This is a genomic window from Arthrobacter zhangbolii (assembly GCF_022869865.1).
GTDB classification, from domain to species: domain Bacteria; phylum Actinomycetota; class Actinomycetes; order Actinomycetales; family Micrococcaceae; genus Arthrobacter_B; species Arthrobacter_B zhangbolii.
Genome location: NZ_CP094984.1, coordinates 699,653 through 724,571 on the forward strand (window position 1 = coordinate 699,653; position 24,919 = coordinate 724,571).

Genomic DNA, 24,919 nt, shown 5'->3' on the forward strand with positions numbered 1-24,919 from the left:
AGGAAGGCATCATCGGGCCGGCATTCCGGTCTGTCAATAGTGTTTCGCCTAATTCATTCAGCATCAGTCCTGGTCTGCGCCGTAGCCGATGCGCGCCTCGAGGGGAATCAGGGGGCGGCCGGCGCGGACCTTCATTTCCTGAACCGTCCACGAATTGCCGTCCGGGTCCGAGAACCCGAACAGCGTCCCGCCGTCGCGCGGGTCGATGACCGTGACATCGCCGGCGTCAACACCGCGCTCCACCAGCTCCTGCCGGGCAGCCCGGGCATCAGGGACCACCAGCTGCAGTCCGTGCAGGGACCCCGGTGCCATCTGCGCCATGCCCAGGACTATTGAGCAGCCCGAACCCGGCGGAGTCAGCTGGGCGAAATCCATCTGGTCAGTGGTGGTGCGGTGATCCAGGACAAAGCCCAATTGATCACGGTAGAAGCTCACCGCGCGGTCCAGGTCACTGACCGGAACCTGCACCACTTCGAGGGCCCAATCCATTCGGATCATCCTCCTGTCCGGGCGGATGCCAGCAGTTCGTCCAGCTGGTCATAGCCGGCCGACATACCGTCCTCTATGCCGTTGGTCAGGAACTGATCGCGGGATTCCACGGAGGGATAGAGGGAGCGGCCCTGCACGCTGCTCCGCCCGCCGGGCAGGGCCGTAAAGGCGGAGTATTCAAGGGTCACCACGTCCGGATACCCCTCGAACTCGAAGGTCTGCAGCACAAATTCATCCTGCCGAACCGTGTGGAACATGCCCCGGAAGGCGAATTCGTCGTCGCCCCGCGACTGCACAAAGCGGTAGGTCCCTCCGCTGCGGGCCTCGAAAGCATCTATTCGGGTATCCAGGTCCCGCGGCCCGACCCACCGGGCATACAGGTCCGGGTCCGTGTGCGCGCGGAAGACATCGCTCACCGGGAAGTCGAAGTCCCGGTGGTATTCGAGTAGTGGTTCGCCCGCCGGAGCGTTGAGGGTCAGAGGGTTGCCCATCACGCACCCCGTCCCTGCAGCGGTTCCGGCTGGAGCTGGGCGAGAAGTTCATCCATCCGGTCAAAGCCCTCGGCGACACCCGCCTCCATGCCGGAGGCGGCCATCCCGTCCCGTGCCTCCATGGACGGGTAGACGGCGTGGGCAGTGATCCGGGTGCGGCCGCCGTCGAGCGCTGTCAGTGTCATGAACTCAAGGCTGGTCACATCGGGGTAGCCGGAGAACTCGAAGGTCTGGATGGCGGCTTCGTTTTCCCGGACGGTGTGGAAAATCCCGCGGAACTCGTAGGGCACCCCGTCCGGTCCGGTGTGGATGTAGCTGTAGGAGCCGCCGGTGCGGAAGTTGTAGTGGTTGATCTCCATTTTCATTCCGCGCGGCCCCAGCCACTGGAGGATCAGGTCAGGGTCGGCGTAGGCGCGGAACACCTGGGCGACGGGGTAGTCCACTTCACGGCTGAAATCGATGAACGGAACACCGTCGGGGACGGAAAGCTGCAGTGCGTTGGTCATGATGGATCCTTTGCCTGCGGGCCGCCTTTCGCTGCGGCCTGTGCGTGAAGCACGGCGTCAAGGCTGCGGAACTGCTCCTCGCGGACCAGCCGGTATTGGCCGATCCAGGCGGTGAGCGCCTCCAACCGTGCGGGATTCAGATGGACGGGCCTGCGCTGAGCGTCACGGCTGCGCGTGACAAGCCGGGCATGCTCGAGGACCTGGATGTGCTTCGAGACCGCCTGCTTGGAGATCTCGAAGGGTTCCGCCAGTTCGTTGACCGTGGCCGGACCCCGGGAGAGCCGGGCAATGATTTGGCGGCGGACCGGATCGGCCAGGGCCAGGAAGGCCTGGTCCAGAAGGGGTTCGTCGCTGTGGGAGTCCATGCGCCTGGTCTGTTTCTGTAAAGCACGTTGCTTGTAGTCAAGGTACTGGTTGTTCAACCTTGCGGTTGATTACGAAGCTACGCACGGTGTCCAGGAAGGTCAAGGGTGTGCTGGAAAAACAATTCCGAACGGCCGGCGTCGCGCCGGACCTGAGAGAATCCGTCCGGACGCCGGGACGCCGGATCCAATCCGGAAAACTACGCATCCGCACTGGTTTCCCTGCGGGTACGGTCGCCCTTCTCTGTACATCTCACACGGCACTGAGGACGGACCTGTCATGGCATATCTCATCGGCTCCCACCACGTGACGCTCTCCGTGGGCGGGGCGCAAGAGGACGTAGACTTCCACACCCGGGCCCTCGGCTTGCGCTTTATCAAAAAGACCGTGCTCTACGACGGATCCGCCCCCGTGTACCACCTGTATTACTCCAATGCCGACGGAGATCCTTCCTCGGTGGTGACAACTTTTCCGTGGGCCCAGCACGGCCTTTTCGGCACCCGTGGCACCAACCAGGCCCGGGAGGTGCTGCTGGCTGTTCCGGAAGGGTCCCTCGACTTCTGGGCACAGCGCCTCACGGACCACGGCATCGAGAATGCACAGACGGAAATCTTCGGGGAAAGACGCTTAACCTTCCACCACCCGTCCGGACTGGAGTACCAGCTGGTGGGCACGGCCGGGGACTCCCGCCGGGGTTTCACCGGCCATGGCGTGCCGGACACCGCTGCGATCCACGGTATCCACGGCGTGGGTATACATGTTTACGACGCCGACCGAATGGTTGATTTTGGCAGCGAGGCATTCTTTGCACGGGACCAGATTCTGGAAGAGGGCGACCGGGCCCGTTTCCGGGTGGGCAAGAGCGATTTCGGCAACTGGATAGAGCTCACCGGCAACCGCACCGACGCCCAGGGAACGTGGCGTTACGGTGCCGGGACGTATCACCACTTTGCGTGGAATTTCGACACACTGCAGAACCAGGAAGAGGCGAAATTCGACATCGAAGGCGCCGGTTACACCGACATCTCCGAGCTCAAGGACCGCACCTACTTCAAGTCCCACTATGTCCGGTCCCCCGGAGGGGCGTTGTTCGAGCTCGCGGTGACTCACGAGGACGGCGGCTGGGACTGCGATGAGTCTCCTGAGGAACTGGGCCGGGCGTTCATGCTGCCGCCGCGGTTTGAGCACGAACGCGAACACATCATGTCCCAGCTTGAGCCCATCACTACGGATGAAGGCTGACCACTATGCATGCACCGGGCGGCGCGGGGTCCTGCCCGGTGCCGGGAAACCCCCGGCCAGCCGTGCACCATGTCTTTAAGGAGGATCCGTGCCGTCCAACCCCCACCTGAGCCAGGATCCCCTCTGGTACGGACCATCCGATGCCTCGTTGGTTGTTTATGCAGTGCACGGGCGGGGACAGAGCCCTGACTTCATGAAGGACGTCGCGGACCGTGTGGACCTGCCCGACCTCGCGTGGGTTCTGCCGGCCGCCCACAACAAAAGCTGGTACCCGCAGAGCTTCCTGGCGCCTATTGAAGACAATCAACCGGAGCTGGATGTCGCACTGGAGACTGTCCGCTCACACCTGGCTGTCCTGTTGGGCCGGGACGGGCCGCCGGTCGGCGTACTGGGGTTTTCCCAAGGCGCATGCCTATTGTCGGAGTACCTATTGCGAGAGCGCCCGCCTCTGGCCGGGGCGGTTCTGCACACCGGAGGCTACCTTGGCCCGGCCCCACGGGCATGGCCGGTGAATCCCGACCTGTCCGGATTGGCCGTGGAGCTCTTGACGTCCCAGGACGATGCTTGGGTCCCGCTCCATCGTGTCGAAGCCACGGCCCTTGCCTTCCGTTCGCTCGGGGCCACGGTGGAACTGACAACCTACGACGATCCTGAGCATCACCTCAATGACGATTCGATCCGGATGATCCGCCGCTACCTCAGGCAGCGCACGTCCAGTAGCAGGAGCAACTGATAATGGCCCTGGCTTTTGAACATGTGACCCTTGGCCAGCGTGTGCTGTTCGGCTCCGGCAAAGCGGCGGAAAACCTGGCGTCCGAGGTCCAGAGGATCAACGCGAAGCGGGTAATGGTGATCGCATCGGCGAGGGGGGACACGGACGCTGCTGATGTTTCCTCCGGAATCGACGTGGCACTCAAATATTCCGATGTGGCAGCGCACGTGCCGATCGAAAAAGCCGAGGCTGCGAGGTCCGCTGCGGCCAATTCCCAAATTGACCTGATAGTGAGCATCGGAGGCGGCTCGGCCACCGGACTGGCGAAAGCCGTTGCCATGACCGCTGGCCTTCCCATTGTTGCTGTCCCCACTACGTACTCCGGTTCCGAGGCAACAAACATCTGGGGTCTGACCGAAGCTTCCCGCAAGACCACCGGCGTTGACGACGGGGTATTGCCGACGACCGTCATTTATGACGCCGCTTTGACTCTCTCCCTCCCGGTGGATCTATCAGTGGCCTCCGGGTTGAACGCCGTGGCCCACTGTATCGATTCGATGTGGGCGCCCCGGGCGGACCCGATCAACAAGGCCTTGGCGGCAGAGGGTATCCGGGCGCTGAGCAGCGGGTTGCCTTCGGTTTTCACGGACCCGCAGGAGCTGCCCGGGAGGGAACTGTTGCTGTACGGTGCATACCTCGCAGCGGTAGCCCTATCCTCGGCTGGTGCCGGGATGCACCACAAAATCTGCCATGTCCTCGGAGGCACCTGGAACTTGCCCCATGCGCAGACCCACGCCATCCTGCTGCCCTACGTGCTCGCATTCAATGCACCCCAGGCTCCGGATGCTGCTGCCCGGATCGCCGGCGCATTCGGTGCCGAGGACGCGCTCACCGGCCTGAACCACCTCCGTGCCGACGTTGGCGCGCCCGCAGCACTCAAAAACTACGGTTTTGCGGAGCAAAACATACCCGAAGCCGTGGAACTCATCCTGCCCCTCATCCCCGCATCGAATCCGCGGCAGGCCACCCCTGCGGAGCTCACCGAGCTGCTCACGGCTGCCTGGGCGGGAACACCCGAAAGTCCATAGCCGCCGGTACGGGTGAAACGGGGAGGGAAATGACAAGCAAAGTCCGGTCCGGCGGGAAACGGTCCGCCGCGTGGAAACTTACCGAACCGGCGGTTGGAATCTTCTTCGTGGAGGGTCCGGCGTCGAACTGGATCATTGCGCGTCGCGGCCAGGAGTTCACCCTGATCGACGGCGGCTACCGGGGCGACCTGCCCCGGGTCCTGGCATCCATCCGCGCCGTCGGGCTGGACCCGGGCGGCGCCGTCGCGCTCCTGATCACTCACGCGCACGTGGACCACACCGGCGCTGCCGCACATTTTGCCCGGCGTTACGGCACGCCGGTGTTCAGCAGCGCGGCCGAGCACCGGCAGATGACGGGTGTTGTTAAATTCCAGGTGTCACCGCTGCAGATACTGGCCCGTGCCTGGCGGCCCAGGGTGCTGCGCTGGACGGTGCGCGCGCTGCAGTCCGGCGGTTCCAAAGCGGTGCCTGTTCCATCGGCTGAGGTCTGGGATGACGCGTTGCTGGCTTCGCTGCCGGGCGGGCCGGTTGCCGTACCGACGCCGGGTCACACGCCAGGGCATACGGCGTTTTATCTGCCGGCGGCCAGGGCTGTGGCCACCGGGGACGCACTGGTGACCGGCCACGGCATCAGCACGCGGAACGGCCCGCAGCTGCTGCACCCGATGTTCCATCACCACCGTGCCGGAGTACAGGGGTCGCTGGCGGTCCTGGCGAAACTGGACGCCGGCCTGCTGTTGCCCGGGCACGGTCCCGCGCTCCGGATGCCTGTCCGTGATGCGGTGGAGGCGGTGCGCCGGACCTCGGTGACCGGCAGCCGCGCCAGCCGGTCCGCCCGGCCGGGGCTGGCACCGGTGCCGGGACGGACAGGGCTGGCCGGCAACGGCGTCCGCTTCTTCACCTGACCCCCGCACAGTCGTACACTGAGCGCCACGTTAGTACCGCCGTCGCTGTGCAGATGAACCGGAGCTGGCTCGCCCTCCGGCACGGTTGCGGACCGGCAAGCATACGAAGGAAGCGCATCATGCAGAAACAGGTCATGACGCCCCGGCGGCGCTGGATCGTAGCCTTGTGCTGGCTCACCGTGGTGTTTGAGGGCTATGACATTGTGGCGCTGGGGGCCGCCATTCCCACCCTGTTGGATACCCGGCACGTGGGCATCACCGCGGCCGGTGCAACCTATGTCTCCACCATTTCCCTGGTGGGCGTGGGTATCGGCGCCGCGCTGATCGGCCCGCTGTCGGACCGCTGGGGCCGGCGGGTCCCACTGATCCTGTGCGTGGTGGTTTTCTCCCTGTTCACCCTCGTGCTGCCGCTGATGCCCAGCGTTGCACTGATGGGGGTGGTCCGGTTTATCGCCGGTCTGGGTCTGGGCGGGTGCATGCCCGTGGCCATCACCGCCATGCAGGAAGCGGCTTCCGAGAACGCGAAGGCCAATGCCAGCACCATCACCATGACCGGCTACCACTGCGGCGCCGTGCTGGCCTCGGTGTTGGCGATCATCTTCCGTGAGCACTGGGGGTGGCTGTTCTATGCCGGCGGTGCCCTGGGGCTGGCAGCCGCCGTCGTGATGTGGTTCCGCCTGCCGGAGACGGGATCCGTGCATCTGGCCGCCAAGGAGAAGGGGGCCGCGCAGGTGAAGCTGGGAGACCTGCTTCGCCCGCCGTATCTGCGGATAACCCTGGGCCTGTGGGTGGCTGCGTTTATGGGGCTCATGCTCGTGTACGGCCTGAACACCTGGCTGCCGCAGATTATGCGGGAGGCCGGCTATAGGGTGTCCGCCTCGCTGGTGCTGCTGCTGGTACTGAACGTCGGCGCGGTGATCGGGCTGCTGATTGGCGGCCGGGTCGCGGACAAACGCGGGCCCAAAGGAACCACCATGGCGTGGTTCGGTGCGGCTGCGGTGCTGCTGGCCATCCTCAGTATCCGGATTGAGAGTTCGCTGCTGTTGAATGCCGTGGTTCTGGTTACCGGCGTTTTTGTTTTCTGCGCACAGGTCCTGGTCTACGGATTCGTCGGATACCTGTATCCCCGCGCGGTGGTGGGTTCAGCCATGGGGTTTGTTGCCGGCGTCGGGCGGCTGGGCGCTATTGTGGGCCCGTGGCTGACCGGAGCCCTGGTCACGGCGGGGATTGCCTATCCGTTCGGGTTCTACGTCTTTGCGCTCGCCGCCGCCCTGGGAGTGGTGGCCGTGGCGGTCATCCCGCGCCCCGGGCGGCCCGTCGCGGATACAGCGGACCCCCGGGTGTCCCCGGACGGCCAGGCGGTCTAGGGGCACCCGTTCATAGTCAACGCAGCCGGGGCGGGCGGCAGACAGCATTACCTGCACGCTGAACACCCCGTCAGCAGAGATCCCGAACACTAAGTGGGCTGTCGATGGGCATGAACGGTGGCAAACCTGAAAGAATGGGAAACGCCGGCTCGGGGGAGTCACGCTGCGGAACCGTTGTGGAACCCCCCTGCCGACGCGCCACCGACAGTCTCACGCAGGAGCATGCATATGACCCCCGAACCATCCGCCTCCCCCTTCAACATTCCTGCGGACTCCCGCGTCACCGTTTACGGTGCCCACGGGCGTCCGGAGGCGGCGGAGTTCGTTCCGGCCGGTGCGTTCCTTGCGGAGGATGACGGACGGTTCCCCGCCGACGTCGTGATCCTTTTCGTCTCCACTGCCGCTGACCTGGCCCACGAGCTGGCCACCGCCGCCGGATCCGTGGAATCCGGCGGGGTGCTGTGGGTCTGCTATCCCACCGCCGAAATAGACGGCGTTACTCCGGACCTGAACCGGGACACCGTGGCCTCCCTGTTCGAAACCAATGATTGGGAGCCCGTGGGCGACGGCACCCTCAACGCCCGCTGGTCCGCGGTGCGCGGGCAGCCTACCGGAATCTGACCGCCGAAACCGGCAAATTTCTCTTGTGTAAGCGGAGATCACGTGGATAAGTTGTCCGCGCCTACAAATAGTTGACGGGCTGGACCCGGCAACAGGTGCTACAGCGTTGTATCCGCTTGATCCAGCCGCCGCCAGCCGCGGCCGTGACGCCGGTTCCCGGCCGCACGGCCCCCGTCTTCCGACTGCGGGATCCTTTTCGAAGGCTTCAGCATGAGCACAATGAAGAATGTTTCGGCCATCTTCCTGGCCGCGGGACTCGCCACCGGACTGGCAGCCTGCGCACCGGCAGGATCCAGCGAGGAGGGGGAGGGGGAAGCAGCCTCCTGCAACGTGGGCATCGCCATGCCCACCCGCAGCCTGGAACGCTGGATCAATGACGGCGAGGGCCTGAAGGAAAAACTCGAGGCCAAGGGCTGCCAGGTGGACCTGCAGTACGCGGACGACAAGACCGACCAGCAGATCAGCCAGATCCAGAACCAGGTGGCCGGCGGTGCGAAGATCCTTGTGGTCGCGGCCATCGACGGCGAGGTCCTGGGCCCCACCCTGGAGGATGCCAAGAACCAGGACATCCAGGTGATCGCTTACGACCGCCTGATCAACGGCACCGACGCCGTGGACTACTACGCCACCTTTGATAACTATCAGGTGGGACAGCTGCAGGGCGAGTTCATCGAAGAGGAGCTGGGTCTGGCCAACGGCGAGGGACCCTACAACCTGGAGCCGTTTGCCGGCAGCCCGGATGACAACAACGCCAGGTTCTTCTTCGCCGGCGCCTGGGACGTGCTGCTTCCGTACGTGGAAAGCGGGCAGCTGGTGGTTCCCTCCGGCAAATCGCCCACCAGCAATGACGGGTGGACCTCCATCGGCATCCTCGGCTGGAAGTCCGCGGACGCCCAGGCGGAAATGGATAACCGGCTGCAGTCCTTCTACACGGGGGACAAAAAAGTGGATGTGGTCCTGTCCCCGAATGACAGCCTCGCTTTGGGCATTGAATCCTCCCTGGATGCCGCCGGCTATGAGCCCGGCACCGACTGGCCGGTGATCACCGGCCAGGACGCCGACGTCGCCAATGTCCAGGCCATGCAGGGGGACCGGCAGTCGATGACGGTGTGGAAAGACACCCGCCAGCTCGGCAGCCAGGTGGAAACCATGGTGGATGCGATCGTGGCCGGTGACGAGGTGGAGGTCAATGACACCGAGACCTACGACAACGGGGTGAAGGTGGTTCCCACCTACATCCTGGAGCCGATGGTGGTCACCAAGGACACGGTCCAGAAAGAGCTGGTGGACTCGGGCTTTATGTCCGCCTCCGACGCCGGGCTTTGACCCCGTTCTCCACTACTGAAGCGGGTTCGGCATGAGTAACGTCATCCTGAAAATGGACGGCATTGTGAAGGAATTCAGCGGGGTCCGGGCGCTGGACGGCGTTTCGATCGACGTGGAACGCGGCCGCGTGCACGCCATCTGCGGTGAAAACGGCGCCGGAAAATCCACCCTGATGAAGGTGCTCAGCGGCGTGTACCCGCACGGCAGCTTCGACGGGACCATCACCCTGGAGGGCAGCCCGGTCAGCTACGGATCGATCAACGATTCCGAGCGCGACGGCGTGGTGATCATCCACCAGGAACTGGCACTGAGCCCGTTCCTGTCGATTGCCGAGAACATTTTCCTGGGCAACGAGGTGTCCCGCGGCGGGGTGATCGACTGGAACAAAACCAACCTGGAGGCCGCCCGGCTGCTGCAGCGGGTGGGGCTGGCGGAGAACCCGGCCACCAAGATAGTGGAGCTGGGGGTGGGCAAACAGCAGCTGGTGGAGATTGCCAAGGCCTTGTCCAAGGAGGTGAAGATCCTGATCCTGGATGAGCCCACCGCAGCACTGAACGACGACGATTCCGCGCACCTTCTGGGACTGATCCGCCAGCTGAACGAAACCGGCATTACCTCCATCATTATTTCGCACAAGCTCAAGGAGATCCGCTCCATTGCGGATACGGTCACTGTCATCCGGGACGGACGGACCATCGACACCTTCGAGGTCCAGGACACCGAAGAGATCGAAACGCGCATCATCCGCGCGATGGTCGGACGCCCGCTGGACCATCAGTTCCCGCCGCGCGAACCGCAGATCGGCGAGGAGAAGTTCCGGGTGGAGGACTGGACCGTGCACCACCCCATTGATGTGGACCGGCTGGTGGTGGACCGTGCCTTCTTCTCGGTGCGGGCGGGGGAGATCATCGGCTTCGCCGGACTGATGGGGGCAGGCCGGACGGAGCTGGCCATGAGCATCTTCGGCCGGTCCTACGGCTCCGGGATCTCCGGCCGGGTCTACAAGGACGGCGTGGAAATCCGCACCCGCACCGTGGAGGAAGCCATCCGGCACGGCATTGCCTACCTCAGCGAGGACCGCAAGCGGTACGGGCTGAACCTGATTGGCAGCGTCACCGTCAACGTCTCCGCCGCGGCGCTGGGCAAGCTGGCCAGACTGGGCATCATCGACCGGAACCGGGAATACCGGGTGGCGGACGAGTACCGCAAACGCATGAACATCCGCACGCCCAGCGTTTCCTCCCTGGTGGAAAACCTCTCCGGCGGAAACCAGCAGAAGGTGGTGCTGAGCAAATGGATTTACTCCGGCCCGGAAGTACTGATCCTGGATGAACCGACCCGGGGCATCGACGTCGGGGCGAAATTCGAAATCTACGGAATCATCAACGAGCTGGCAGCGCAGGGCAAGGCGGTCATCCTCATTTCCAGCGAACTGCCGGAACTGATGGGACTGGCGGACCGGATCTACACCATCGCCGAGGGCAGGCTGACAGCTGAAATCCCCCGGGCGGACGCGACCCAGGAGGAACTCATGCGCCATATGACCGCGGACCGGAGCCAAGGAGCAGAAACACCGTGACCACCACAACTCCCGAACAGGCCCGGGCGCCGCTGCCGCCGCAGCCCGGCAGGAACGGCAAAAAACGCCGCCGGGTGGACCTGCGGCAGTACGGCATCCTGGGGGCCCTGGCCGTCATCATCCTGCTGTTCCAGATCCTGACCGGCGGGCGGCTGCTGTATCCGGGTAACGTCAGCAACCTCTTCCAGCAGAACGCCTACGTGGTGATCCTGGCCATCGGCATGGTCATGGTGATCATTGCCGGGCACATCGATCTTTCCGTGGGATCCGTGGTGGCCACGGTCGGCGCCATCGCCGCCCTGTCCATGAACAGCTGGGGCCTGCCCTGGTGGGCGGCCGTGACCCTCTCCCTGGTGGTCGGAGCCCTGATCGGTGCCTGGCAGGGGTTCTGGGTGGCGTTTGTGGGGATACCCGCCTTTATTGTCACGCTGGCCGGGATGCTGGTGTTCCGCGGTACCGCACTGATTCTGCTGACCGGCGGAACCATCAGCGGACTGCCGCGTCCGTACACGGCCATCAGTTCCGGCACCCTGCCCTCCACGGGCACACCGGACCTGATGACCCTGGGCATCGGCGCGCTGGCGTGCGTGGCCCTGGTGGTGCAGCAGCTCAAGGGACGGGCGGACCTGCGCCGGCTGGACCTGCCCCGGGAGAGGAACGGCTCCTTCGTCTTCAAGATCGCCCTGGCCGTGATCGCCATCATGTACCTCTGCTACCTGCTGGCCTACAGCCGCGGCATGCCGATCATCGTGGTCATCCTGGCGGTGCTGGTGCTCGCGTACTCCTTTTTGCTGAACCGCACGGTGTTCGGCCGGCACATCTACGCCATGGGCGGGAACCTGAATGCCGCGATGATGTCAGGGGTGAAAACCCGGTGGGTGAACTTCCTGGTGTTCGTGAACATGGGCTTCCTCGCCGGGCTGGCTGCGGTGGTGAGCACCGCGCGGGCCGGCGGCGCCGTGGCCTCGGCTGGCGGCGGGTTCGAGCTGGACGCGATTGCCGCGGTGTTCATCGGCGGCGCTTCGGTACAGGGCGGGGTGGGCACGGTGGTGGGGGCGGTGATCGGGGCGCTCGTGATGGGCGTGCTGAACCAGGGCCTGTCCATCCTGTCCGTGGATGCCGCCTGGCAGCAGGTCATCAAGGGCCTGGTGCTGCTGGCTGCGGTCGCCTTCGGGTTCAGTCGGCGGAAGGGTGCGCGGTAGGCGGGAAGATTTAGCCGGAGCGCTTCCACCGGGCCTGCCGCCGGAGCATACTCGGAGGCATCCGATCTGCCACGCGTAAGGAGACCATTATGCCCAGCCAGATGAACCCCTACCTCAGCTTCCGGGACAACGCCCGTGAGGCCATGGACTTCTACCAGAGCGTCTTTGGCGGCACGCTGGAAAGCTCCACATTCGGTGACATGAACATGTCCGATGATCCGGCCGAAGCCAACAAGATCATGCATTCCTCGCTGACCACGGACAGCGGCTTTGTCCTGATGGCCTCGGACACGCCCTCCAGCATGAATCTGGACGAGGGCAGCAGCTATTCCATCTCCCTGAGCGGCGATAACGGAGAGGAACTGCGCGGCTACTGGGATCGGTTGCTTGACGGCGGCCAGATGGACCTGCCGCTGGAAAAGGCGCCGTGGGGAGACCTGTTCGGCATGCTCACCGATCGGTTCGGTACCAGTTGGATGATCAGCATTGAGGGCGAGGACTCCTAGCCGGATTGCGCCGCGGCCCACTCGGCGACCCTGGCGGCGCTTTCCTCCTCGGATAGATCCTCCACCCGGCTCATCACGGACCAGCGCACCCCGAACGGGTCGCGGATGCTGGCGAACCGGTCGCCTGAGACAAAGGTGCGCAGCGGTTCCCGAATGGTGGCCCCGGCTGCTTCTGCCCTGGACACGGTGTCATCCGCGTTTTCGCAGTACAGGCCCATCGAATAGCAGTCGGCATCACCATCCGGCGCGGGGACCAGACCGTAGTCGGGGTTGGGCTCGCCCAGTTGCAGCCTTCCGGTGCCGAAGTCCAGATCGGCGTGGACCACAATGCCGCCCATCTCGGTGGCATCGATCAACCGGGCGCCAAAGACATCGCGATAGAAACTGATGGCCGCGCGGGCGTCCGGAACGGCGAGGAACGGAGTCAGGGTGGTGACGCCGTGCGGGACGCCGCCGGTGGTGTGCCGGCCGGTGACACCTGCGGAGCTTTGCGGCGTGTTTGCGGGATTGGTGTTGGCTGAAGTAGTCATGCTTAGACGCTAGGGGTCCGGACCTGCATCGGGCTTGAAGATTTGCGACAGTCCGGAATCTTGCGACAGTCCGAAATGAGGCACAGAGGGGGAGGGACGTGGAGGAGCAGTGGCGTGGGACGCTGTATCCCGCCCGGCTGCCCTCCTTCCACCGGCTCCCGGCCCCGGCAGCGCTCGCGGACCGGGTGCGCTGGTTCTGGATCCCGGAATGGCAGCTCGCTCCCGGACGGGTCAGCCGGCAGGAAGTACTGCCCTTTCCTGCCCTGAACCTGGTGGTGCAGCCTGACGGGGTGACGCTGTCCGGGCCTGCCACCCGGCGTTCCTTCCGCGACTTGTCCGGGCGTGGCTGGGCGGTGGGGATGCTGTTGCGTCCGGCCGCGGTGCCGGCGTTCACCGGCGAACCCGGCAGCCTGCGCAACCGCGAAATCCCCGTGGACATGCCCGATCTCCATGCCGCCGTCGTCGCCGCCATGGCCGGAGACAAGGGGAAGAGCGACGGAGAGGGCCGGCGGGAGGCAGCAGCATGCTCGGCGGGGAGGTGGCTGGAGCGCAGGGTTCCGGTTCCGGATGCCGACGGGGTGCTGGTGAACCGGTTGGAGGAGCTCATCGCCGCCGATGCGTCACTGACGCGGGTGGGGCAGGCGGCGGATCTGTTGGGGGTATCGGTGCGGACGCTGCAGCGGCTGGCCCGGCGCCATGTGGGCCTGCCGCCGCTGGCCATGATCCGGCGCTACCGGCTGCAGGAAGCCGCCGAACGCCTGCGTCTGGAACCCGGCCTGCCCGTCGCGGACATTGCCGCCGAGCTGGGCTACGCCGACCATGCCCACCTGACGGCGGATTTCCGCACCGTCCTGGGCTTCACCCCCAGTGGTTACCGGCGTTCGGCCGCGAAACCGTAGTAGGACCGGATGGTGAACTGAACAGCCCGGCCACCTGCGCCAGCTCCGGGGGAGCGGCGGCGTTCCACGCGGCCCAGGTCTGAACCTGCAGCGAGTGTCCGCCGGCATCCTGAGCGGAAAGCGGCACCCATTTCCAGCCGGGAAAGTTGATACCGGCCGATGCCTCGGTGGTCAGCGCCGCATCCGCGTCCGCCAGATCCGCAATCAGCAGGCTGTGGTGGCTGAACTTCCGGAACACCCAATGGGCGCGGACGCCTTCCGCCTCGGCGGCGCTGCGCAGCTTCACTTCCTGGATGCGGATTTCCCCTGCGGCGTGCGCCATCACGGTGAGCCCGTCCAGATCAAACAGGCTGAGGACATCCCTCTCATTCATCGGCGAGGAGGGACGGACGGCAGCGCCCAGCGGCTGGGTGAGCAGGTGCTGCCGGTGCATGCCCTCGGCGGGTTCCGTGTGCAGCAGGGCCATGTCGATCTGGCCGGCGCGCAGCAGCCGGTTCTGTTCATCGCTGCTGGCCTCGTAGAGGGAGAAGCTCACCGGCAGGCCGGCGGCCTGCACCCGGCCGACGGCGGCCCGGAACCAGTCATGCGGCAGCCCGGGCGGTGCACCCAGCCGGATCAGGGAATGGCCGCTGGCAGCCAGGCGGACAATCTCGGGCGTCCGGTCCACCTGCGCCAGGATGGTGTCGGCATGGGACTTGACCGCCCGGCCGAGCGGAGTCAGTGACACGCCGCGGGGGTTGCGCTGCAGCAGTGTCCCGCCCAGTTCCTTCTCCAGGTCGGCCAGCTGCCGGCTCAGTGCGGGCTGGGTCATGTGAAGCTCGACGGCGGCGCCGCTGATACTGCCCGTCTCCGCGGTGCGCACAAAGTACTTCAGCTGCCGGATGTCCATGCCGGCCAGCCTATGCCTAAAAAGTATGTCGGGGGTCACATTTAGGCATTTGATTTATATGCCAGCGTGGCTGATGGTTCTTATGTGAGCCATGTGACGCGGCTCACGTGGACCGAACTAAGGATTCCCGTTTTATGACTTCGATATCCGCAAGAACCAGCTACGACGTTGTGGTTGTAGGTGGAGGTGCCGCCGGTGTGGCGGCCGCCGTCAGCGCCGCCCGGACAGGGGCCAGCGTGTGCCTCGTGGAGCGCTACGGATTCCTGGGCGGCGCCGCGACCAACAGCTCGGTCCTTGCCTACTGCGGCTTTTTTGACCAGACGCGGGAACAGGTGGTCCGCGGCATCGGCCAGGACTTCCTGGATGAACTCGAGCGCCAGGAACTGCTGACCCTGGAAACCTCGCCGGCCACCGGCAACACGATTGTGGTCCTGGATATGGAAACCACCAAAACCGTGCTGGACGAGCTGGTCCGGGACGCCGGCGTCGACGTCCTGTTCCACAGCACCCTGGTGGCCGCGGACACCGATAACGAGCGCATCAGTGCCGTGCACATTGCCCACCGCGGCGGCACCCTGCGCCTTTCCGCCAGCGCCTTTGTGGACTGCAGCGGCGATGGCGCACTGCTGGAAGCGGCCGGCGCGGAGTTCCAGCTCTCCCCGGTGGAACGCCGCCAGGCCAGCACCTTGGTGATGCGGGTGGGCGGCGTCGGCGAGGACGCGGACCTCTCCACCGAGGCCATGGACACGGCCTTTGCCGCCTACGGTCAGGCCACCGGTGAGGTGCTGACCCGCAGCAACGGAACCTGCGTGCGGATGCCCCGCTCCCGCGAACTGATGCTGCTGCTGGCGGACGCCTACGTGGATGTGCTGGACGTACACCAGCTCTCCCGCGCCGAACTGGACGGACGGGCCCGGGCCCGCCACTACCTCAACGCGCTCAAGGCAGGAATGCCCGGCTGGTCCGGGGCCTACCTTGCTTCCACTGGCCCGCAGATCGGCATCCGGGAAGCACGCCGGATGCTGGGCAGGGAAAGCGTCAGCGCCGACGACGTACTCTCCGCCCGCCGTCGTCCGGAGGACGGGATTGCCCGCTGCGGCTGGCCGATGGAGGACCATTCCACCCCCGGCGCCACCGAGTACAGCGGCATCAGGGACCGCAAGTGGTACGACATCCCCTACGGCGCGGTGACCAGCGCCAACATCACCAACCTGTGGGGCGCCGGCCGGCTCACCAGCAGCGACAGCCGTTCCTTCGCCTCGCTGCGCGTGATGGGCACGTCCTTCGCCACCGGGCACGCCGCCGGCCTGGCCGCGTCCCTGCACAGCTCCGCCGGCAGCGTGGACCTGCCCAAGCTGCGCGGCCTGCTCCAGGACCAGGGGGCGCTGCTGTGAACCCGGAACGCGGCGCGAAGATCGCGCTCACCGGGGCTGCGGGCAGCCTCGCCGGTGACATCATCCCGCGCCTGCTCGACGCCGGATACTCCCTGGTCTGCGTGGACCGGGTGGCACCCGCGGAGTCCTACGGCCAGGAATGGGTCATCACCGAGGTGACCGAGACCGAAACCCTCGTCGACGCGTTCGCGGGCTGCGCCGCCGTCGTGCACCTGGCCGGCATCCCGCTGGAAGCTGACTGGGACCGGATCCTCACCGCCAATATTGACGGCACGCACTCCGTCCTGGACGCCGCCCACCGGGCCGGGGTGCCGCGCGCCGTGCTGGCCAGCTCCATTCACGCCACCGGATTTACCGCTGTGCCCCGCCCCGGGGAACTGGTTCCGGATGACACCGCGGTGCGGCCCAACACTTTATACGGCGTCTCAAAGGCGGCGGTTGAAGCCCTTGGAAGCTACTATTCGGATCGATACGGCATGGATGTTATCTGCCTTCGCATCGCCTCCCGGTTCGACCGCCCCCGCGATGTCCGAATGCTGAGCACCTGGCTCTCGCCCGACGACGCCGCACGGTTGTTCCGCGCGGCCCTCACCGACTCCGGGCACGGCTTCCGTATTGTCTGGGGGGTGTCCGCGAACACCAGAAGCTACCTCTCCCCGGATGCCGGCAGGGCAATCGGCTATGTCCCACAGGACGACGCCGAGAGCTACGCCAAGGACCTGATCGGCCCGGCCGCGCCCAGCGCCGCCGCGGAAACCGACTGGGACAGACAATTCATCGGCGGCGTTTTCTGCTCACCCCGGCCTCCGCGCCATACCGATATGCACCCCTCCAAATGACCAGGAATCAGAACATGACACCAGCCCCACCCGCGGTGAATTACGCGTTCGAGGTCGACGCGGTCCACAAAGTCTTCTCCGGATCGCAGAACGTGTATGCCCTCGAAGACATCAACCTCAAGCTGAAGGAGGGCTCCTTCACCTGCATCGTCGGACCCTCCGGCTGCGGCAAGTCCACCCTGCTGCGGATCCTGGGCGAACTCGAAACCGCCACCGCCGGCACGGTTACCCGCAACGTCACCGCAGACAAGGTGCCCGCCTCCGCTTTCGTCTTCCAGGAACACGGCGTGTTCCCCTGGTTCACCGTGCTGCAGAACGTGGCCTTCGGCGAGCACATGGCCGGTGTGGGCAAACGCGAGCGGCTCGAACACGCCCGGCACTGGATTGCCGAGGCGGGCCTGTCCGGCTTCGAGGACAGCTACCCGCACCAGCTCTCCGGCGGCATGCGGCAGCGCATTGCCATTGCCCGCGCCTTCGCCACCGGCTCCCCGGCCCTGCTGATGGACGAGCCGCTGGGCGCCCTGGACGCACAGACCCGCATGCTGATGCAGGAACAGCTGGTCCGGCTCTGGGAACTCGAACGCAAGACGGTGGTCCTGGTCACCCACTCCATTGAGGAGGCACTGCTGCTCGGGGACCAGATTGTGATGATGTCCGCCCGCCCGGGCCGCATCAAGGAAATCATCGACGTGCCCTTCGGCCGTCCCCGCAGCATGGAAATCGAAGGCACCAGCGAGTTCGGCTCCATGAAGCAGGGGATCTGGGATTCCCTCCGCGACGAGGTACAAGCATCTTTGAGGTTCTCCTAATGACTAACACCACTGCCGACCGCACCGCCGCGAAGGCCAACCAGCCCGAGCTGGACGCCGCCATCCGCCGCGAATACCGCCAGGGTGTCCGGCTGCGCTACCGCGACGTCCTGCTTTCCACCCTCACGCCGGTCCTGCTTCTGGCCCTCTGGGAAGTTGCCGCCCGGACCGGTGCCCTGGACGCCCGGCTGTTCACCCCGCCGAGCCTGATCGCCCAGCAGGCGTGGAACATGCTGCTCAGCGGGGAACTGTGGACCCACACCTCGGCCACCATTGCCCGGCTGATGGCCGGTTTCCTGCTCGGCGCCGTCGCCGGGATCCTGGCCGGGCTGCTGATGGGGGTCTGGCGGCCGCTGCGTGCAGCGCTCGGGCCCACCTTCACGGCGCTTTATGCGCTGCCGAAAATCGCCATTGTCCCGCTGCTGCTGCTGATCTTCGGGCTGACCGAAACCCCCAAGGTCCTCTCCGTGGCCATCTCCGTGTTCTTCGTGATGCAGATCAACACCCTGGCCGGCATTGTCCAGATTGACAGCCGCGTGCTGGAAGCGGCCCGCGCCTACAAGGCCAGCGGACTGAAACTCTTCCGCTACGTGCTGCTGCCCGGCGCCACACCGGCCATCATGACCGGCCTGCGCGTCGCCGCCGGTATGTCGGTGATTGTGATTACCGCCGTCGAATTCGTCGCGTCCAACAACGGCCTCGGCTACCTGATCTGGAACTCCTGGCAGCTGTTCCAGCCCAGCAAAATGTACGTCGGCCTGATTGTGGTGTCCCTGGTGGGCGCCGGCGTCACCGCACTGATCATCCTCCTCGAACGGGCGGCCCTGCCCTGGAAATACAAATCCGGATCCAAGAAGAAAGATCGAAAATGAAAAAACACCTGAAGGTCCTGGCAGCAACGGTGCTGGCCGGACTTGCCCTCTCCGCCTGCGGGGGAGACACCAGCGCCTCCTCCGAGGGTGACTCGCAGGAAAACGCGACAGTGAAGGTCGGCATTGTGCAGCTGCCCATCTTCGCGCCCATCTACGTGGCTGACGCCAAGGGCTACTTCGACGAAGCCGGCCTGGACGTACAGCTGGAAACCGTGAAGTCCGGCCAGGACGCGGTGCCGCTGGCCTCCAGCGGAAAGCTCGACGTCGTTGCCGCCGGGTTCTCCGCCGGCATGTTCAGCGCCATCGAAACCGGCCTGGACATCAAGGTGGTGGCGTCCATGGGCGTCAGCGACGGCGACACTGAGAAGAGCCCCACGGACCTGGTGGTCTCCAAGGCCAAGGTGGACTCCGGCGAGATCACTGACATTGCCGGACTGAAGGGCAAAAAGATCGGCGCTGCAGGCGGTGCCGGCGGTACCGGTGCCTTCCTGCTGAGCCTGGCGCTGGAAGAAGCCGGGCTGAGCATCAACGACGTGGAAATTGTGAACCTGGGCAACCCGGACATGCCGACGGCGCTGGCCAACGGCAGCCTGGACGCAGGCCTGATCTCCGCACCGTTCTCCACCATGGCCATCGAAGACGGCACCGGCGTGTCCATGGCCGTGCCGCCGGCCGGCACCTCGGGCACCGGCATGCTCTACGGCGGGCAGTTCGCAGACGGTGAGAACGCCCAGAAGTTCTTCGACGCCGTGGCCCGTGCCGCCAAGGACCTGCAGGGCGAGGACCGCTACTCGGATGAGAACCTGAAGATCATCGGCGAGGCCACCGGCCAGAGCGTGGAGGAACTGAAGTCGGTTCCGCTCTACACCTGGTTGCCGAATATCGAACCGCTGCCGGAGCAGCTCGAGGGCATGGAAGCGGTCTGGATGGAATCCGGTGCCATTGAGTACAAGGACGCCATTGACCAGGATTCCTACATCGACGCCTCCTTCTCGGAGAAGACGCCGTAATTTCGGTTGAGGCAGAACGGCAGCGGCACCCCGGGAAACCGGGGTGCCGCTGTTTTTGTTGCAGGGGAAATGCTCCCGGGCTACGTCCGCAGCAGGTACACCGCAAGGAGGGCGGCCGCCGTCGTCAGGGTGAGCCGGAGCAGGAAGTAGGCCTGAGGATAGCTGCGGGCCAGGCGCAGCCACACTCCCGGCTGGCCGGCCGGCCAGGACCGGGATTCACACCGGATCACGGTCAGCGTGAAAATGACGGCCCCGCCCACACCGCACAGAGTGGTCAGGGCGCCCACCAGGTCCGCGTTGGCGCTCAGCCCGCCGGCCAGCAGCACACCCACAGCCAGGCCCAGCGAGCTGCCGCGGCCCACGAAATCCAGATAGCGCGCCATGCCGGGCAGGAAGGCATCCCGGAAACGGCGCGGAACCCCGCCCCGCAGCAGCCGCAGCCCCGCGGCCCGGCGCAGCTTCTCAGTGGCGGCGAGCTCCCCGGGGGTGCGCGCGGCGGCGACGGCGACGGCCAGCCCGGTGAGCTCATCCCCGGCGGACGGCTGCAGGCCCGGGGCCAGCGAGGGCCGGTTCAGCAGCTGCAGCAATGCTTTCTGGGAGGCGGCACGTGCGGCCGGGGAGGGGCGTGCCTGCAGTGAGCGGCGCAGGCGGCGGAGGTAGCCTGATTCCTGCCGGTTGGCGGTGTGTTCCATCTCCGGGTCCTGCAGCCGGTCTTCCACCAGTTGCAGGTAGCGGTCCTGGAACTCCGGCAGTCCGGCGTAGTCCCAGCAGGCCCGGGCCAGGATCCAGATCCCGAAACCGGCGGTCACCAGAGCTGCTGCCTGCAGCACGGTCCAAAAACCTATCCCCAGCACGTTCCCCGGCCCCCGTTTCCACCTGGTCCGCAGCGGTTGCGGCCGGAAGAAATCCTTTCACAGGGGCCGAAGTGTTACGCGGCCGGCTACCGGGTGACTGCTTCGTCCTGGTCCAGCAGGGCCAGTTCATCGCGGGTGGGCAGGCCCTCCCAGTCACCGGAGGCAAGGCAGGCAAACGCCCCGGTTTTGGCCGCCGTCGCCAGCCGTTCGGCCGGGGGCCGCCCGTTCATCAGCTCGGCCAGGTACCCGGCAACAAAGGCATCCCCGGCACCCACCGTGTCCACCGGGGTAATAGGCACCGGGGGCTGCACCAGGATCTGCCCGTCGATGTACGCCACCGCGCCCTGGCTGCCGAGCTTGATCACTGCCTGCGCGGGGCCGAGCTTGGCCAGCCGGCGGGCGAGTTCGGCCGGGGCTTCGTGTTCCCCCAGTGCCAGCGCCGCTTCCTCGTCGCCGCCAAACACAATGTCGGTGAGCGGAATCAGCTCCCGGTAGCTGCGCGAAGCCTCCTCGGCGCTCCACAGCTTGGCCCGGTAGTTCAGGTCAAAGGACACGGTGACCCCCGCAGCCCGGGCCGTGTCGATGCAGTACCGGATGGTCCGCGCCGCGGAGTCCGAGAGGGCAGGGGTGATGCCGCTGACGTGCAGCACAGCGGCGCCGGTTATCAGTGCGGCATCCACGTCCGCGGGGGAGAGCCGGGAGCCGGCACTGCCGGCACGGTAATAGTTCACCTTCTGCGTGGAGGCGGTACGGCGTTCCTTCAGCATCAGGCCGGTGGGCGCTTCCGGGTCCTCAACGCTGCAGACCGTGATCCCTTCGGCCCGGATCTCGCGCCGGACCAGCCGGCCCAGGGAATCGGCGCCGGTGCGGCCGCACCATACCGCGTGGCCGCCAAGGCGCTGCACCCCGATGGCCACGTTGGACTCGGACCCGCCGATGCCCAGGTCCATGGAGGACACATGGGCCAGCGGTCCCGGATGCCCGGACGTCAGCAGGGCCATGGTTTCCCCGACGGTCAGCAGGTACGGCTGCGGCAGCCCGGTCACAGTGCAGCCGCCGCTTCATCGACGACGTCCCGCAGGCGGGCGGCACGTTCGGCCAGGCGGCGCAGGTCCCCGCCGTCGAACGCGTCGCCGAGCAGCGGTCCGCCCAGGCTGACGGCCGCGGCTCCGGCCCGTATCCAGTCCGCCGCGTCCTGGATCCCGACCCCGCCGGAGGGAACCACCTGGATGTCGGGGAAGGGACCGCGCAGCGCCGAGACATAGCCGGCACCCACCACCGAGGCGGGGAAGACCTTCACCGCGGACGCCCCGGCGGACCACCCCGTGTACAGCTCGGTGGGGGTGAGGCCGCCGGGATAGACCGCGACGCCGCGCTGCACCGCAGCGTCAATCACGGCGGTATCGGTGCAGGGGGTGACCAGGTAGGCGGCACCGGCGTCGATGGCCTGCACTGCGTCATCAACGTTCGTCACGGTGCCCACCCCGAATTCCGCACTGTCGCCGAACCGGTCCCGCAGGCGCGGCAGTTCCGCGAAGACCCCCGGGGTGCTCAGCGTCAGTTCAATGCTCAGCACCCCGCCCTTGATCAGGGCCTCGACCACCGGGGCATAGTCGGTGGCATGCGCGGCGCGCATCACGGCGATGGTCCGGGTGCGCTGCAGCAGAGGGGAAGCGGGGATGCGCCGCGTGGCGGCCGGAGCGTCTTCGGTGGAGTACACGGCAGGTCCTTCGTCTCGTGGTGCACGGTGGCGGTGACCCGCCGGTGAGGAGCGTGGAACGTCAGCGGCCAAGCCAGCCGCCGTCGACGGGCAGGACGACGCCGTGGACATAGTCCGAGGCGCGGGACGCCAGAAAGACGGTGGCCCCGGCAAGGTCCTCCGGCCGGCCCCAGCGGGCTGCCGGAATGCGCTCGAGAATACCCCGTTCACGGTCCGGATCATCCTGCAGGGCCTGCGTGTTGTCGGTGGCGATGTATCCGGGCGCAATCGCATTCACGTTCACGCCCTGCGGGGCCCACTCGTTGGCAAGTGCCTTGGTCAGGCCGGCCACGCCGGATTTCGAGGCGGTGTAGCCGGGCACGTTGATCCCGCCCTGGAAGCTCAGCAGGGACGCGGTGAAAATGATCTTGCCGCTCCCGCGTTCCAGCATCTGCGCGCCTATCTCCCGGCTGAGCACAAACTGGCTGGACAGGTTCACCTCAATCACCTGGTCCCACATCTCATCCGGATGCCGGGCAGCGGGTGTGCGGGCGATCGTCCCGCCGTTGTTGACCAGGATGTCGATCGGTCCGGCCGCCATCAGGTCGGCCGCGAGGCCGTGTACGGCGGAGCGGTCCGCGAAGTCGGCGCGCATGCCCGTAAACCTCCGGCCCAGCGCGGTGACGCGTTCTTCCACTGTGCTGCCCGAGGATTCGAGCTTGGCCGAGACACCGATGATGTCCGCTCCGGCCTCGGCCAGGGCCACGGCCATGGCCAGGCCGATGCCGCGGCGGGCACCGGTTACCACGGCGGTTTTGCCGGTCAGGTCAAAGAGGTTCCGTGCACTCATCGGCCGGCCTCGCTGCAGTTGATGAGGACCTTCATGACGCCGCCGGATTCCAGGGCCAGGAAGCCCTGTTCCACCTCATCGAGCGGCACTACCCGGGAAATCATCCCGCGCGCCGGAATGGCTCCTGCGGCCACCAGCCGGACGGCTTCGTCGAAGTCGGTGCGCTGATAGAGCCGGGCACCGAACATTTCCAATTCGCGCCAGAAGAACCGGTGCAGATCAATTTCCTTGGGCTTGGGGTGGATCGCCACCATCACCAGCCGGCCGCGGGTGGTCAGCACTCCCACGGCTGAGGTGAGTCCGGCAGCAGCGCCGGAAACCTCAAAGGCGACGTCGGCTCCCGCACCGTCGGTTTCCTGCTGCACGTACTCCAGCAGGTTCAGCTCGGTGGGATCGATGGCGTGGAGGCCGAAACCCGCGGCGGTTTCCCGCCTGCCGGCGTCGAGCTCCGCCAGCACCACCCGGGCGCCCTGCTGCTGCGCCACGCAGGCAATGAGCTGGCCCACGGGGCCACCTCCGATCACCACCACAAAATCCCCGGCGGCCACCCGTGCCCGGCGGACATCATGGACGGCGACGGCGGTGGGTTCGATCAGTGCCGCCTCGTCCAGCGCGAGCCCATCGGGCAGGGGGATGACGATGTCTGCGGGGACGTTCCACCGGCTCTGCATTGAGCCTTCGGAATCAATACCGACAAAGTTCAGGTGGTGGCAGATGTGGCTGTTGCCGCGGCGGCAGGCCGGGCAGTCTCCGCAGGAGATGGTGGGCATTACCGTCACCGGCTGGCCGGGGGCGAACTCCGTGACGCCGTCACCGACGGCCTCCACCACACCGGACATTTCATGGCCGATCACGGCGGGCATTGTTACCCGGGCATCCATGTCCCCGTGGAAGATGTGCAGGTCTGTTCCGCACAGCCCGGTATAGGCAACGGCTATCTGCACCTGGCCGGGCGGGGGAGGCCCGGCGTCGGGTTCCTGGATTTTGAAAGTCCGTGAGCCGGTGTAGGCGGCAGCGGTCATGGGTAGCTCCTAGGGATGAGGGGAAGGATAACCGGGGTCGGGTTCGGTACCCCGGTAGCCGAGCGCCTTTGAGATGGCTGCGGCAGTGCTGAGCAGGCTGCCGGACATCGCTTCAATCTGCTCGTCTGTATGTTCAATGGACAGGGTGGAAATGCTCAGGCCGTACCGCACCACTCCGGTGTGGTCGTGGACGGGGGCGGCAATGCAGGCAATGCCCGGCACGTTTTCGCCGCGGTCCCGTGCGGTGCCCCGCCGGCGCACGTCGGCGAGTTCGCGCTTGAAGTCCTCCACCGTGGTGATGGATGCTTCGGTGATCTGTGCCATTCCCGCCCGCGTGAGCATGCGCTCCACGGTTTCGTCGTCATAGGTGGCCAGGATGGCCTTGCCTATTCCGGTGGTGTGCAGCGGCACGGACAGCCCCACCCGTGAGGGCATTTTGTAGGGTTTGTCCGAGTCTTTGCGCAGGATGTAAATGACGGCATCTCCGCTGATGGCGCCCATATGGACGGTGCAGTGGATGCTGTCCACCAGGGCGTCGACAAAAGGCCGGGCAATGGAGGAAATATCAATGCGCTCCAGCGCTTTGCCGGCCATGGCCAGGATTGACGGTCCCGGCAGGTAATTCCCCTCCGGATCAATGGTCACGAACTGCCGGTCCGCCAGCGTGGAAATAAGCCGGTGCACCGTTGCCTTGGGAAACCCCGTAGCGGAAACAACCTCGGAAAACCGGGAATGTTCCAGGGCCGCCTCCAGCACAATCAGTGTTTTTTCACTGGTGCTGGGAGTGGAAGCCGAAGCCTGCGAAAGTGTTTTTTCTGCCATGACCGTCTCTCGTGATGGGGAAGTTACCTCCAT

At 66.0% G+C, this 24,919-nt stretch carries 28 protein-coding genes; 16 read left to right on the forward strand and 12 right to left on the reverse strand.

Features of this window, described 5'->3' with window-relative positions:
• Positions 1 to 63 precede the first annotated feature (63 nt).
• Genes MUK71_RS03315 through MUK71_RS03330 form a run of 4 tightly spaced genes read right to left on the reverse strand, consistent with a single transcriptional unit; the run spans position 64 to position 1,851 of the window.
• On the reverse strand, positions 64 to 489 hold the full coding sequence (locus MUK71_RS03315) for a VOC family protein (protein ID WP_227929161.1): 426 nt from the start codon (positions 487 to 489) through the stop codon (positions 64 to 66).
• Between the two features lie 5 nt (positions 490 to 494).
• On the reverse strand, positions 495 to 980 hold the full coding sequence (locus MUK71_RS03320; RefSeq protein WP_227929234.1) for an SRPBCC family protein: 486 nt from the start codon (positions 978 to 980) through the stop codon (positions 495 to 497).
• Positions 980 to 1,486 (reverse strand): SRPBCC family protein, encoded by a 507-nt coding sequence (locus tag MUK71_RS03325; RefSeq protein WP_227929160.1) that lies wholly within the window; start codon positions 1,484 to 1,486, stop codon positions 980 to 982. The genes MUK71_RS03320 and MUK71_RS03325 overlap by 1 nt, the downstream gene beginning before the upstream one ends.
• A complete protein-coding gene (locus tag MUK71_RS03330) occupies positions 1,483 to 1,851 on the reverse strand; it encodes an ArsR/SmtB family transcription factor (protein WP_227905512.1) in 369 nt (122 codons plus the stop codon). Before MUK71_RS03330 ends, MUK71_RS03325 begins: the two co-directional genes overlap by 4 nt.
• Positions 1,852 to 2,128: 277 nt before the next feature.
• On the opposite strand from MUK71_RS03330, the gene MUK71_RS03335 reads away from it, so the two are divergent.
• The 10 genes from MUK71_RS03335 to MUK71_RS03380 all read left to right on the forward strand — a co-directional run bounded on the left by MUK71_RS03335 (position 2,129) and on the right by MUK71_RS03380 (position 12,397).
• Positions 2,129 to 3,091 carry a VOC family protein gene (locus MUK71_RS03335; RefSeq protein ID WP_227929159.1) on the forward strand — a complete coding sequence of 321 codons (963 nt, stop codon included), beginning with the start codon at positions 2,129 to 2,131 and terminating at the stop codon, positions 3,089 to 3,091.
• Positions 3,092 to 3,179: 88 nt separating this feature from the next.
• On the forward strand, positions 3,180 to 3,824 hold the full coding sequence (locus MUK71_RS03340; protein WP_227929158.1) for an alpha/beta hydrolase: 645 nt from the start codon (positions 3,180 to 3,182) through the stop codon (positions 3,822 to 3,824).
• Positions 3,825 to 3,826: 2 nt separating this feature from the next.
• Positions 3,827 to 4,891, forward strand: coding sequence for a maleylacetate reductase (locus tag MUK71_RS03345; RefSeq protein WP_227929157.1), 1,065 nt, complete (start codon positions 3,827 to 3,829; stop codon positions 4,889 to 4,891).
• A 29-nt stretch (positions 4,892 to 4,920) separates the two neighbouring features.
• Positions 4,921 to 5,796 carry an MBL fold metallo-hydrolase gene (locus MUK71_RS03350; RefSeq protein ID WP_227929156.1) on the forward strand — a complete coding sequence of 292 codons (876 nt, stop codon included), beginning with the start codon at positions 4,921 to 4,923 and terminating at the stop codon, positions 5,794 to 5,796.
• Between the two features lie 119 nt (positions 5,797 to 5,915).
• Positions 5,916 to 7,163: an MFS transporter gene (locus MUK71_RS03355; RefSeq protein WP_227929155.1), complete on the forward strand. Its 1,248-nt coding sequence runs from the start codon at positions 5,916 to 5,918 to the stop codon at positions 7,161 to 7,163.
• A gap of 228 nt (positions 7,164 to 7,391) precedes the next feature.
• A complete protein-coding gene (locus MUK71_RS03360; RefSeq protein ID WP_227929154.1) occupies positions 7,392 to 7,784 on the forward strand; it encodes a hypothetical protein in 393 nt (130 codons plus the stop codon).
• A 210-nt stretch (positions 7,785 to 7,994) separates the two neighbouring features.
• Positions 7,995 to 9,110 carry a multiple monosaccharide ABC transporter substrate-binding protein gene (gene chvE, locus MUK71_RS03365; protein ID WP_269436346.1) on the forward strand — a complete coding sequence of 372 codons (1,116 nt, stop codon included), beginning with the start codon at positions 7,995 to 7,997 and terminating at the stop codon, positions 9,108 to 9,110.
• Positions 9,111 to 9,141: 31 nt separating this feature from the next.
• Positions 9,142 to 10,689 (forward strand): multiple monosaccharide ABC transporter ATP-binding protein, encoded by a 1,548-nt coding sequence (gene mmsA, locus MUK71_RS03370; protein WP_227929153.1) that lies wholly within the window; start codon positions 9,142 to 9,144, stop codon positions 10,687 to 10,689.
• Positions 10,686 to 11,891 (forward strand): multiple monosaccharide ABC transporter permease, encoded by a 1,206-nt coding sequence (gene mmsB, locus MUK71_RS03375; protein WP_423723785.1) that lies wholly within the window; start codon positions 10,686 to 10,688, stop codon positions 11,889 to 11,891. Before mmsA ends, mmsB begins: the two co-directional genes overlap by 4 nt.
• An 89-nt stretch (positions 11,892 to 11,980) precedes the next feature.
• On the forward strand, positions 11,981 to 12,397 hold the full coding sequence (locus MUK71_RS03380; protein WP_227905501.1) for a VOC family protein: 417 nt from the start codon (positions 11,981 to 11,983) through the stop codon (positions 12,395 to 12,397).
• Here the strand turns inward: MUK71_RS03380 and MUK71_RS03385 are convergent.
• The gene (locus MUK71_RS03385) at positions 12,394 to 12,927 is read right to left on the reverse strand and encodes a VOC family protein (RefSeq protein WP_227929152.1); all 534 of its coding nucleotides are present in this window, start codon (positions 12,925 to 12,927) and stop codon (positions 12,394 to 12,396) included. The genes MUK71_RS03380 and MUK71_RS03385 overlap by 4 nt on opposite strands.
• A 98-nt stretch (positions 12,928 to 13,025) precedes the next feature.
• Between MUK71_RS03385 and MUK71_RS03390 the strand changes: the two genes are divergently transcribed.
• Positions 13,026 to 13,826 (forward strand): AraC family transcriptional regulator, encoded by an 801-nt coding sequence (locus MUK71_RS03390; RefSeq protein ID WP_227929151.1) that lies wholly within the window; start codon positions 13,026 to 13,028, stop codon positions 13,824 to 13,826.
• On the opposite strand, the gene MUK71_RS03395 is transcribed toward MUK71_RS03390, so the two are convergent.
• Positions 13,786 to 14,715 (reverse strand): LysR family transcriptional regulator, encoded by a 930-nt coding sequence (locus MUK71_RS03395; RefSeq protein WP_227905495.1) that lies wholly within the window; start codon positions 14,713 to 14,715, stop codon positions 13,786 to 13,788. The two genes, MUK71_RS03390 and MUK71_RS03395, sit on opposite strands and share 41 nt — an antisense overlap.
• 134 nt (positions 14,716 to 14,849) lie before the next feature.
• On the opposite strand from MUK71_RS03395, the gene MUK71_RS03400 reads away from it, so the two are divergent.
• The 5 genes from MUK71_RS03400 to MUK71_RS03420 are packed head-to-tail and all read left to right on the forward strand — an operon-like array spanning position 14,850 to position 19,639.
• A complete protein-coding gene (locus tag MUK71_RS03400) occupies positions 14,850 to 16,109 on the forward strand; it encodes an FAD-dependent oxidoreductase (protein ID WP_227929150.1) in 1,260 nt (419 codons plus the stop codon).
• The gene (locus MUK71_RS03405) at positions 16,106 to 16,948 is read left to right on the forward strand and encodes an NAD-dependent epimerase/dehydratase family protein (RefSeq protein WP_227929149.1); all 843 of its coding nucleotides are present in this window, start codon (positions 16,106 to 16,108) and stop codon (positions 16,946 to 16,948) included. The genes MUK71_RS03400 and MUK71_RS03405 overlap by 4 nt, the downstream gene beginning before the upstream one ends.
• Positions 16,949 to 16,962: 14 nt before the next feature.
• Positions 16,963 to 17,757, forward strand: coding sequence for an ABC transporter ATP-binding protein (locus MUK71_RS03410; protein WP_227905488.1), 795 nt, complete (start codon positions 16,963 to 16,965; stop codon positions 17,755 to 17,757).
• The gene (locus MUK71_RS03415; RefSeq protein ID WP_227929148.1) at positions 17,757 to 18,629 is read left to right on the forward strand and encodes an ABC transporter permease; all 873 of its coding nucleotides are present in this window, start codon (positions 17,757 to 17,759) and stop codon (positions 18,627 to 18,629) included. Before MUK71_RS03410 ends, MUK71_RS03415 begins: the two co-directional genes overlap by 1 nt.
• The gene (locus tag MUK71_RS03420) at positions 18,626 to 19,639 is read left to right on the forward strand and encodes an ABC transporter substrate-binding protein (protein ID WP_227929147.1); all 1,014 of its coding nucleotides are present in this window, start codon (positions 18,626 to 18,628) and stop codon (positions 19,637 to 19,639) included. Before MUK71_RS03415 ends, MUK71_RS03420 begins: the two co-directional genes overlap by 4 nt.
• Positions 19,640 to 19,719: 80 nt before the next feature.
• Here MUK71_RS03420 and MUK71_RS03425 read toward each other — a convergent pair whose 3' ends face one another.
• From MUK71_RS03425 to MUK71_RS03450, 6 genes are all read right to left on the reverse strand, one after another.
• Positions 19,720 to 20,469, reverse strand: a complete 750-nt coding sequence (locus tag MUK71_RS03425; protein ID WP_227929146.1) for a hypothetical protein — start codon at positions 20,467 to 20,469, stop codon at positions 19,720 to 19,722.
• 110 nt (positions 20,470 to 20,579) lie between these two features.
• Positions 20,580 to 21,539, reverse strand: a complete 960-nt coding sequence (locus tag MUK71_RS03430; protein WP_227929145.1) for a sugar kinase — start codon at positions 21,537 to 21,539, stop codon at positions 20,580 to 20,582.
• A complete protein-coding gene (locus MUK71_RS03435; RefSeq protein ID WP_227929144.1) occupies positions 21,536 to 22,213 on the reverse strand; it encodes a bifunctional 4-hydroxy-2-oxoglutarate aldolase/2-dehydro-3-deoxy-phosphogluconate aldolase in 678 nt (225 codons plus the stop codon). Before MUK71_RS03435 ends, MUK71_RS03430 begins: the two co-directional genes overlap by 4 nt.
• Positions 22,214 to 22,274: 61 nt before the next feature.
• Complete coding sequence (locus MUK71_RS03440) at positions 22,275 to 23,042, reverse strand: SDR family oxidoreductase (RefSeq protein WP_227929143.1); 768 nt, start codon at positions 23,040 to 23,042, stop codon at positions 22,275 to 22,277.
• Entirely contained in the window at positions 23,039 to 24,064 is a 1,026-nt protein-coding gene (locus MUK71_RS03445) for a zinc-dependent alcohol dehydrogenase (protein ID WP_227929142.1), read from the reverse strand. Before MUK71_RS03445 ends, MUK71_RS03440 begins: the two co-directional genes overlap by 4 nt.
• A gap of 9 nt (positions 24,065 to 24,073) precedes the next feature.
• Positions 24,074 to 24,886 (reverse strand): IclR family transcriptional regulator, encoded by an 813-nt coding sequence (locus tag MUK71_RS03450; protein ID WP_227929141.1) that lies wholly within the window; start codon positions 24,884 to 24,886, stop codon positions 24,074 to 24,076.
• Positions 24,887 to 24,919 lie beyond the last annotated feature (33 nt).

What these genes read in the sequence shown, in the direction of transcription:
- MUK71_RS03335 (WP_227929159.1), top strand. Translation starts at nt 2,129, where the DNA reads ATGGCATATCTCATCGGCTCCCACCACGTGACGCTCTCCGTGGGCGGG.
- MUK71_RS03420 (WP_227929147.1), top strand. Translation starts at nt 18,626, where the DNA reads ATGAAAAAACACCTGAAGGTCCTGGCAGCAACGGTGCTGGCCGGACTT.
- MUK71_RS03415 (WP_227929148.1), top strand. Translation starts at nt 17,757, where the DNA reads ATGACTAACACCACTGCCGACCGCACCGCCGCGAAGGCCAACCAGCCC.
- MUK71_RS03315 (WP_227929161.1), bottom strand. Translation starts at nt 489, where the DNA reads ATGGATTGGGCCCTCGAAGTGGTGCAGGTTCCGGTCAGTGACCTGGAC.
- MUK71_RS03350 (WP_227929156.1), top strand. Translation starts at nt 4,921, where the DNA reads ATGACAAGCAAAGTCCGGTCCGGCGGGAAACGGTCCGCCGCGTGGAAA.
- MUK71_RS03395 (WP_227905495.1), bottom strand. Translation starts at nt 14,715, where the DNA reads ATGGACATCCGGCAGCTGAAGTACTTTGTGCGCACCGCGGAGACGGGC.
- MUK71_RS03330 (WP_227905512.1), bottom strand. Translation starts at nt 1,851, where the DNA reads ATGGACTCCCACAGCGACGAACCCCTTCTGGACCAGGCCTTCCTGGCC.
- MUK71_RS03320 (WP_227929234.1), bottom strand. Translation starts at nt 980, where the DNA reads ATGGGCAACCCTCTGACCCTCAACGCTCCGGCGGGCGAACCACTACTC.
- MUK71_RS03380 (WP_227905501.1), top strand. Translation starts at nt 11,981, where the DNA reads ATGCCCAGCCAGATGAACCCCTACCTCAGCTTCCGGGACAACGCCCGT.
- MUK71_RS03445 (WP_227929142.1), bottom strand. Translation starts at nt 24,064, where the DNA reads ATGACCGCTGCCGCCTACACCGGCTCACGGACTTTCAAAATCCAGGAA.
- MUK71_RS03440 (WP_227929143.1), bottom strand. Translation starts at nt 23,042, where the DNA reads ATGAGTGCACGGAACCTCTTTGACCTGACCGGCAAAACCGCCGTGGTA.
- chvE (WP_269436346.1), top strand. Translation starts at nt 7,995, where the DNA reads ATGAGCACAATGAAGAATGTTTCGGCCATCTTCCTGGCCGCGGGACTC.
- mmsA (WP_227929153.1), top strand. Translation starts at nt 9,142, where the DNA reads ATGAGTAACGTCATCCTGAAAATGGACGGCATTGTGAAGGAATTCAGC.
- MUK71_RS03345 (WP_227929157.1), top strand. Translation starts at nt 3,827, where the DNA reads ATGGCCCTGGCTTTTGAACATGTGACCCTTGGCCAGCGTGTGCTGTTC.
- MUK71_RS03410 (WP_227905488.1), top strand. Translation starts at nt 16,963, where the DNA reads ATGACACCAGCCCCACCCGCGGTGAATTACGCGTTCGAGGTCGACGCG.
- MUK71_RS03385 (WP_227929152.1), bottom strand. Translation starts at nt 12,927, where the DNA reads ATGACTACTTCAGCCAACACCAATCCCGCAAACACGCCGCAAAGCTCC.
- MUK71_RS03400 (WP_227929150.1), top strand. Translation starts at nt 14,850, where the DNA reads ATGACTTCGATATCCGCAAGAACCAGCTACGACGTTGTGGTTGTAGGT.
- MUK71_RS03325 (WP_227929160.1), bottom strand. Translation starts at nt 1,486, where the DNA reads ATGACCAACGCACTGCAGCTTTCCGTCCCCGACGGTGTTCCGTTCATC.
- MUK71_RS03355 (WP_227929155.1), top strand. Translation starts at nt 5,916, where the DNA reads ATGCAGAAACAGGTCATGACGCCCCGGCGGCGCTGGATCGTAGCCTTG.
- MUK71_RS03360 (WP_227929154.1), top strand. Translation starts at nt 7,392, where the DNA reads ATGACCCCCGAACCATCCGCCTCCCCCTTCAACATTCCTGCGGACTCC.
- MUK71_RS03450 (WP_227929141.1), bottom strand. Translation starts at nt 24,886, where the DNA reads ATGGCAGAAAAAACACTTTCGCAGGCTTCGGCTTCCACTCCCAGCACC.